A 6,942-nucleotide genomic window follows, 5' to 3' on the forward strand; every position below is an offset into this window, starting at 1 on the left:
TTCGGACTTCGCGGTAGTGGAAAACCATTGGTGCGCAATGCATGTTCGCGGGTCAGGTGCGCTCGGCGGCGGCCCTGTCAGTCCACCTTCTGGTCAATGACCGGCCCCCGTTCGGAGCGTCGCGGGCCCAGCGGCCCCGCCCCACCGCGACCTCGCCCTCTTCACCGGTTGCGGACCGCTCCCGCAGCCACACCAACGGCCGTGGGGCCCACCAGGTCCAGCGGCCCAGCAGGTGAATGAAGGCCGGTACCAAGACCATTCGGACCAGGGTGGCATCGACGAGGACGCCGAGCGTGAGGCCCAGGCCCAGCATGCGCATGAACGACACGTGCGCGGGGATCAAGGCGGCGAACGAGATCGACATGACCACAGCGGCGGTGGTGACCACCCGGCCGATCCCGGCGATACCCAGCGCCGTGCTCTCGTCGGTGGCGGCGCGCGCCTCGGCGGCCGTCGGCGGCGTCTCCCGGATGGCCTGCGAGGCCAGCCAGTATTCGTGGATGCGCGAAACCAGGAACACCTCGTAATCCATGGCCAGCCCAAAGGCGATGCAGAACAACAACACCGGGATGTTGGCGTTCAATGTCCCGTTGGGTGTGGTGCCCAGCGCGCCCAGGTGGCCGTCCTGGAAGATCCACACCATCGCGCCGAACGCCGCGGTCAGTGACAGCACGTTGCACACCAGCGCCTGCAGCGGCAGCACCGCGCTGCCGGTCAGCAGGAAGAGTAGGGCAAAGGTGATCAGGGCAATCAGCCCGAACACCAGCGGCAGTCGCTTGGTGATGGCGTCGACACTGTCGCGGTTGATCTGCGCAAGACCGGTCACCAGCACCGAGTGGCCGGCCGGCCCAGCGACCTGATGCAGTCGGTCGAGTTGCGTGTTCGAAGCCTTCGAATACAGCGGCGCAGTGCTCGACACCGTCAGAAACGCTGCGCCGTTGGCCATGCCGGTGGCCTCGGCGGGCGGCGCCACCCGTTTCCCGCCCACGAACGTGCCGGCCGGCGCGCTGACCGCGGAGACGTCGGCCACCCGGGACAGCTCGGCGGCGTAGCGCTCCAGGTCGGCGGGGGTCATGCCGCGAGCGTCGGGGACGACGACGGAGACCCCGGTGCCTAGCCCGTTAGCGAAATCGTTGTCCAACATGTCGGCAACCTGGCGCGCAGACGCAGCTTTGGGCAGCACCCGTTCGTCAGGGAAACCCCACTTCACCCCGAGGAACGGCGCACCGAGCAACAGCAGCAACACCACGACACTCAGACCGACCGACATGGCGTGGCGCAACACGTAGCGCGTCGACCGGTACCAGAACTGTGTCTCGAGCGGCTGGTGCGCGTGATCGCGGAACGGCCGCTGCCCGTGCAGCACGCGATGCATCACCCGACGGGCGTTCAGCGAGTCCAACCGCGGCCCCAGCAGCACGATCGCGGCCGGCGTCACCACGACAGCGGCGAGCGCCACGATGATCGCCGTGACCACGATCGTGTAGGCCGACGACTTGAGGAAGTACATCGGGAACAGCGCCATCACCGCCATTGACAGCCCGACGGTGGTGGCCGAGAACAGAACGGTTCGGCCGGCGGTGGCCATGGTCCGAAACAACGCCTGGTCCCGGTCCTCGGTTCGGGCCAGCTCCTCGCGATAGCGAGTGATGATCAACAGGTTGTAGTCGATCGCCAGGGCCAGACCCATCGCAATGCTCAGGTCCAGCGCATACGTCGACACGTCGGTGACGTAGGTGATCAGTCGCAGCACCGACATGGTGCCGACGATGGCCAATGCGCCCAACACGATCGGCAGCGTCGCCGCCACCACACCGCCAAGCACCCACACCAGCACCGCGAAGCTCAACGGAATCGCGATCGACTCCATCAGCATCAGGTCGCGCTGGTTCTGCTGATTGATCTGGGCGTACGCCACGGCCATCCCACCGGCGCGAACGGTGACGCCGTCCCGGTCGTGGACCACCTCACGCATGAGCGCGCTGGCGTACTCCTGGGCCTTGTTCTCCCCGCCTCTCAGGTCGGCCACGATCATCCCGGACTTGTTGTCCTTGCTGACCAGCTGGGCCGCGGTCTGGGGCGGCGAGGTCCACGCCGAAGAAACGTCGATGACCCAAGGCGATCGTTTCAGGTGATCGACGATGTCGGTGGCCACCTGGCGCGCTTTGTCGCTGCGGGCGCCCGCGGGCGCGGTCAGCGCGATCAGCATCTTCTGGTCGGTTTGGCCGAACTTGTCCCTGAGCAGTTCGGTCGCCCGCGCCGATTCCGAGGTCGGGTCCTGGAATCCGCCGGCCGACAGCCTGTTTACCACCGGAATCCCGAAGATCCCGCAGACCACCAGGACGAAAACGGCGACCGCGATGATGCGTCTGGGCGCCGCGATGGCAAGTCGAGCGATTCCTCGCAGCACTGGCGTCCTTTCTTTTCCGGCGCCTCCGGCCTAGCTCTATACCCATACAGGGACCGTTTGACGCCCCCTCGGCACTCATTTCCGCCGATGCGTCGGAGACGCACGCGTGGCTTATGTAACAGTAAGACGGCCGCGTTAGCGCAATTGATTCCGTCACACCGGTGATCCGCCTTACACCCCTGCTCCTACTATGACGGCTTGTGGGCGGCGTCACCAACGTCGTTGCGACGTTTCACCACCCGGGACTCGGGTACCGAAGAGGGGCGGCATTCCAGTAAACGAGCTTTGTTGGATTCGGTGTGCACATCACGAATTCAGCTGGGCCAGTAGCGAATTGGATGAGCGATGAATGCAACAAAGGACGCTATCAGGATCAAGCATCCCACCGAGAAGGACTGGCAGGCCGTCTACGAGAACCAGGCGCGCGCATATGGGATTGCCGTGGACCCGCACGACGTCGCCGCCTGGACGCGGCGGGTCAACCTGCAAGACATCCTGATCGCCGAAGACATGTCCGATCCGGAAGAGCCGCACCTGGTCGGAACTTCCCTTTACTACCCACTGCGGCTCACCGTGCCAGGGGGCGCCAGTCTCGACGCCGCCTGGTTGTCGATGATCGCAGTCGCGGCGACGCATCAGGGACAAGGAATCTGGCAACAGCTCAGCATCCAGGGCTTCGCAATATTGCAGGAGCGTGGTTATCCCATTCTTTGCGGCGTTCCCACCCAGCCAACGGTTTACGAAATCCTTGGGGCCGGGGTGGCCAGCTATGCCAGGACCTACGACATCGAGCCGCGTTTCACCCAGCTGCGCAACAAGCCCGACCGAAATCGGGCTCGTGAGGTCGACGCTGCCCAGGCGGCAAGCCTGCTGCCCCCGCTCTACGAGCGGTGGCGCGCCATCACTCCGGGTGCGCTGAGCCGAGATGATGCGTGGTGGGACGACATCCTCGAAGACAGGATCACCCAGCGGGACAACGGATCGACGCTCAATTTCATCGTTCATCCGGACGGTTTTGTGACCTACCGCGTCGTGGGAGCGTCGCCGCACGCCTATCGGCGGCCATTCGGCAGCGTGATCGTCCAAGACTTCTGCGCGGTCACGAACGAAGCCCACGACGAACTGCTGGCGACTCTGGTGGGCTCCAAAACGTTCGACAACATCGTGATGGAGGTCCCGGTCGATGACCCGCTCCCACTCAAACTCAAAGACCAGCTCGCCGCGAAAACGATAGGCATGAGCGATTTCCTGTGGCTGCGAATCATGAACGTGCCCGCCGCGCTCGGCGCCCGCGGGTATTCATCCGACGCCGACATCGTCCTGGACATCACGGACCCGCTCAGCGTCGCTGGTGGACGATTCCGGCTGCAGACACGCGATGGTGTCGGCGAGTGCACACCGCACGACGGGCCCGCGGACGTCCAGATAAGCCTTGGTGATCTGGGGACCATCTACATGGGGGCCCACCGCCCGTCGGAACTTCACCGGGCGAACCGCATCGCGGAACTGCAGCCGGGCACGCTGCGCACCCTGGACGCCATGTTCGCCACCGACCGGGTGCCTTATTGCGGCACGCTCTTCTGATAACCGTCCAGCTCGCCAATCAGGTTGCGGCGAAAACTATTCGAAGACGTTACGGGTGGCGCGTCGAGTCGCGGTGACGCCGACCCCGGTCGAGCGGGTAATGCTCGAGGCGAGCCGGACGGCTCCGAACCATGCGGATCACCCGCGGCCGAGCGGCTATCCTGGGAACCGGTCGGGATTTCACTGGACGGCACGACGCCTGTTATTGTCGCCTACGCGGTCTCGGCCGTTTAGAAGCGCCGTTAGCTCAGTTGGTAGAGCAGCTGACTCTTAATCAGCGGGTCCGGGGTTCGAAACCCTGACGGCGCACCAGCTCACCGAGTACTTCAATATTTGGTGGCTTCTCCACTTCAATGGGGGGTTCACCCGATGGGTAGCGATCTCCGAGCAATCTCTTTCCCGACGATCGCGCGGGTCCTACCATCCCTGCGGTGGGGTTTTTCAGAGGGCACTTGTGAAAACTGACCTGAAGTGGGTCGAGCCCTTCGAGGGCCACTATCACGCCAACATCGACGACCGCAGCGAATACCGGGTGCACGTGGTCTCGACGGGCGGCTTCCGCGCCGAACGGGTGGACGACGGCTTCGTGCACCACGACCTGGGCCGGGCCGGCACCGCCGCCGAGGCGCAGGCGATCTGTCAGGACCTGCACACCAGGGCCCTGCGCCGCGCCGCGTGGGAGGCCTACATGGCCGAGCACGACCCGCCGGGCTGGGAGTGACCCCCTCACCGGTTGACCGGAATTTTGCCGCCGTATCCCACCGCGACAGCCCCTCCTGCAGGTAATTTCTTGCTGGCACCGATCGGCGCCAGAAGCGCCGATAGGCCCCCTTGGGACGAGCTGCGTCGAAGGAGCTGCAATGGGGTTCATCCGGCCCAACCTGCCCGTCGTCGACATGGCCGAGTGGACCAGCCGCTCCCGCGCCGAACGGATCGTGCCGATGGCGCGCCACATCGCCGAGCACGGCTTCGGCACCCCGCTGGTGATGCACGTGGTGTACGGCGTGAAGATCGCGCTCTACATCCTCGGCGGTTGGCTCTTCGCGTGGTCGACCTCCGGCATCGGCGGCTTCAGCCACGTCGGCGAATGGTGGTCGGAGCCGATCGTGTTCCAGAAGGCCGTCCTGTTCACGATGCTGTTCGAGGTCGTCGGCCTCGGTTGCTGCTTCGGGCCCTTGGCGGGGCGCTACTTCCCTCCGATGGGGTCGATCCTGTACTGGCTGCGGCCGGGCACCATCCGGTTGCCGCCGTGGCCCAATCGGGTGCCGTTGACCAAGGGCAGCAACCGAACCCCGTTCGACGCGTTGCTCTACGGCGTCCTGCTGGTGCTGCTCCTGACCGCGCTGGTGTCCGACGGCGCCGGACCGATTCCCGCGCTGGACACCACGATCGGAGTGCTGCCGTGGTGGCGCACCGTCGCGATTCTGGCGGTCCTGGCCGTGCTCAGCTTGCGCGACAAGGTGATCTTCCTGGCCGCGCGCGGCGAGGTGTATGCGCCGCTGGCGCTGACGTTCCTGTTCGCCGGGGCGGACATCATCGTCGGCGCCAAGGTCGTCTTCATGGTGATTTGGCTGGGTGCGGCGACCTCCAAACTCAACAGGCACTTTCCGTTCGTGATCTCGACCATGCTGGCGAACAATCCGTTCATCCCCTCGGGGCCGCTCAAGCGGTCGATGTTCAGACACCACCCGGACGACCTGCGGCCCAGCGCGCTGGCGGGATTCATCGCGCACTTCTCGACCGCGGTCGAGGGTCTGGTACCGGTGGTGCTGCTGTTCTCACACGGCGGCTGGCCGACGGCCATCGCGGCGTTCGTGATGATCGTGTTCCACCTCAACATCCTGCTGGCCTTCCCGATGGGCGTGCCGCTGGAGTGGAACGTCTTCATGATCTTCGGGGTGCTATGGCTGTTCGTCGCGCACGCGCGCCTGGGCCTGTCCGACATCGCCCACCCGTTGCCGATCGCCGCCCTGTTCGCCGTCATGGCCGGCACGGTCGTCGTCGGGAATCTCTATCCGCGCAAGGTCTCGTTTCTGCCCGGCATGCGCTACTACGCCGGCAACTGGGACACCACCCTGTGGTGCGTGCGGCCGTCGGCCGACGAAAAGTTCCGCGTCGGCTCCCGCGCCCTGGGCCCGATGCAGCACCAGCAGCTCGAGCGGTTGTACGGCAGCAAAGAGGAAACCCTGATCCCGCTGCACCTGGCCTTGGCGTTCCGGGGGATGAACACCCACGGGCGCGCGCTGCTCACCCTGGCGCACCGGGCGATGGCCGACTACGACGAGGACGACTACAACCTGTGTGAGGGTGAAGTCCTGTGCTCGATGGTGCTGGGCTGGAACTTCGGCGACGGCCACATGCACAACGAATGCCTGATCGAGGCGCTGCAGCAGCGGTGCGGGTTCGAGCCGGGCGAGGTGCGCGTGGTGATCCTCGATGCCCAGCCCATCCACCAACAGCGGCAGGAATACAGGTTGGTCGACGCCGCGACGGGCGAATTCGAACGCGGCTACTGCGACGTCGACGACATGGCCACCAATCAGCCCTGGGCCGACGACATCCCGGTGTACGTCCAGACCGGGCGCGTCACCGATTCCTGACGCGGCGCACCGCCACCACCACGACGAGGGTCCCGACCCCGGCCAGCGAGGCCAGCACCACGGGCTTCTGCACGAATCCGATCACCCGGACCTTGAGGTCGTCGGCCAGGCGCCGAGGATTGGCCCGCTCGGCAAGCGAGTCGACGGTGGCCGCCAGCTGATCTAGGGTAGTTCGGGCAGGTGCATGAGCCGGATAGTGGGCGACTTGGAGGACACAGTGGCGGACCGGGACCCCGAAGCCATCAAGCAGGACATCGACGTCGCCCGGGACCAGCTGGCGGCCACCGTCGACTCGCTTGCCGAGCGGGCCAATCCTCGGCGCCTGGCCGACGACCTCAAGGTCCGGGT

At 65.7% G+C, this 6,942-nt stretch carries 5 protein-coding genes, 1 tRNA gene and 1 pseudogene; 5 read left to right on the forward strand and 2 right to left on the reverse strand.

Going from position 1 to position 6,942, the window contains the following annotated elements; translation table 11 throughout:
• Positions 1-52: 52 nt before the first annotated feature.
• Positions 53-2,410, reverse strand: a complete 2,358-nt coding sequence (locus A5624_RS01415; RefSeq protein ID WP_066860349.1) for an MMPL family transporter — start codon at positions 2,408-2,410, stop codon at positions 53-55.
• Between the two features lie 345 nt (positions 2,411-2,755).
• Between A5624_RS01415 and A5624_RS01420 the strand changes: the two genes are divergently transcribed.
• The 4 genes from A5624_RS01420 to A5624_RS01435 all read left to right on the forward strand — a co-directional run bounded on the left by A5624_RS01420 (position 2,756) and on the right by A5624_RS01435 (position 6,594).
• Positions 2,756-3,994 (forward strand): GNAT family N-acetyltransferase, encoded by a 1,239-nt coding sequence (locus A5624_RS01420; protein WP_066860353.1) that lies wholly within the window; start codon positions 2,756-2,758, stop codon positions 3,992-3,994.
• Between the two features lie 236 nt (positions 3,995-4,230).
• Positions 4,231-4,306 (forward strand) — tRNA-Lys (locus A5624_RS01425).
• A 142-nt stretch (positions 4,307-4,448) separates the two neighbouring features.
• The gene (locus A5624_RS01430; RefSeq protein WP_066860358.1) at positions 4,449-4,715 is read left to right on the forward strand and encodes a hypothetical protein; all 267 of its coding nucleotides are present in this window, start codon (positions 4,449-4,451) and stop codon (positions 4,713-4,715) included.
• Positions 4,716-4,854: 139 nt separating this feature from the next.
• Positions 4,855-6,594: a DUF3556 domain-containing protein gene (locus A5624_RS01435; RefSeq protein WP_066860361.1), complete on the forward strand. Its 1,740-nt coding sequence runs from the start codon at positions 4,855-4,857 to the stop codon at positions 6,592-6,594.
• On the opposite strand, the pseudogene A5624_RS27085 reads toward A5624_RS01435, so the two are convergent.
• A pseudogene (locus A5624_RS27085) lies at positions 6,581-6,757 on the reverse strand (DUF3618 domain-containing protein); the annotation flags it as partial. The gene A5624_RS01435 and the pseudogene A5624_RS27085 sit on opposite strands and share 14 nt — an antisense overlap.
• Before the next feature lie 54 nt (positions 6,758-6,811).
• Between A5624_RS27085 and A5624_RS27090 the strand changes: the two are divergent.
• Positions 6,812-6,942, forward strand: a 131-nt coding sequence (locus A5624_RS27090; protein WP_156748726.1) for a DUF3618 domain-containing protein, incomplete at its 3' end; no start/stop codon positions are given.

Source organism: Mycobacterium sp. 1482292.6 (assembly GCF_001672995.1).
GTDB classification, from domain to species: domain Bacteria; phylum Actinomycetota; class Actinomycetes; order Mycobacteriales; family Mycobacteriaceae; genus Mycobacterium; species Mycobacterium europaeum_A.

Bases quoted from the DNA above. Each gene is read 5' to 3' on its own strand.
- A5624_RS01420 (WP_066860353.1), top strand. From the start codon at position 2,756: ATGAATGCAACAAAGGACGCTATCAGGATCAAGCATCCCACCGAGAAG.
- A5624_RS01435 (WP_066860361.1), top strand. From the start codon at position 4,855: ATGGGGTTCATCCGGCCCAACCTGCCCGTCGTCGACATGGCCGAGTGG.